1 pseudogene is annotated in these 1,369 nt (G+C 47.6%); it reads right to left on the reverse strand.

What is annotated here, in order from left to right:
* A pseudogene (locus ACQEXR_RS20105) lies at positions 1 to 1,369 on the reverse strand (S-type Pyocin domain-containing protein); the annotation flags it as partial.

Here is a 1,369-nt window from a genome sequence, read left to right on the forward strand (position 1 = left end):
CTGCTGAGAGCCTCACCTGTGATACTCCATTGCCCTAGCGTAGAAGTGGTGTTGGTACTGATAATCCCAAGGTTAGAACTGGTTGTACTCGCTGGCAACGCTAGAAATGCCAGTTTGCCATAGTCTGTTGCCTTCGATTCGGTAGACACTATTTTCAGATTTACAACGGGAATGTCTTTTTCAATCCACTCAGGACGATTGATCGATGCGATTGAGGTATCGACTAAGCATCGCTCGGTGTAGTTATAGAAAGTGTTTAAAGGTTGATTAAATCGCTTTGGGCTCTCCGGTGGTATCGCGTAAACAGGCTCTTTTTCAATGCTTAGCGGTTGCTGTTTTTCTACATTCAGAGAATCCCCTACCGATAGAGACATCGGGTCGGCATCGTACTGTGGATTAAGTTCCAACAACGCTTTTGGCGCTAGACCATACTGCTTGGCAATCTTCATCCACGTTTCTCGCATACCCGTTTCGAGATCAGTTTGAACAATATGCTTAACAGGCTGAGGTTGGGGTTCGGCGGGTTTCTCTGATTCAGTTCGTTTAATGATGGGTTGTTGTGTTGCCTCAAGTAACTGAGGCACATCTAATTTCACCCCATGCTCGTTCAACCACTCCTCGCTCAAATTATCCAATTCATCACGGGTAATTTGTCTCTCTAAATAAACAAGATGTTGCCCCTCGACCACTTTGCCACCGAGTTTCCACAACACCAATATCGCGTTTTGGTTCTGGTTATAGCCTCTTTCGGGATCAAGGCGGTGATGCATTGAGTGAGTGGCATAAAAGCTCCAGTTTTTATCACCGAGAATACGGTACTCTTGGATCAGTTTTCCGTTATGAAAGTGGTAGTAGAAACCGTGAGTGGGAAAGCCTAGCCGCTCGCCGAGCTGCACAGCGGGAAAAACGGGAATAAATCCCTCTTGCGCTACGCCACTGCCTATCGGTCGGACTTTTACTGGCTGACGAGGCGAGAGACCTAACGACTTTGATGCCACTTCTCCGACCAATTTTTTAGGCTCATCAAACGCTGTGAATAGGGTGTAGCGTGTCCCTTCTTTTATTTTGGTTTCACGCCAGCGCCCTAGTAACACTTCGTTTGTCGTTTGGGCTAAAACAAACGAACAACCAACATTGCGCTGAAAGGCATCATCGGAGCACGCGATATCAAAGTTGTACTCGTATTTTTCCTTTGGCGGCGCATCGGGATTATGAGTACGAACCGGCTCAGGGACGTATGGGGGCATGGGAAGTGGCGGATGTAGGCTTGTACTTTGAGTGGCGCTTGATGCACTCCCGCTCATCTGTGTGCGAGTTAATAGTGCCTTTTGTGCCAATGGGTCGAGGTTGTCGCGAACATGGGGATTTA

Origin of the sequence: Vibrio sp. TRT 2004, from assembly GCF_050113735.1 — a bacterium.
Classification (GTDB): domain Bacteria; phylum Pseudomonadota; class Gammaproteobacteria; order Enterobacterales; family Vibrionaceae; genus Vibrio.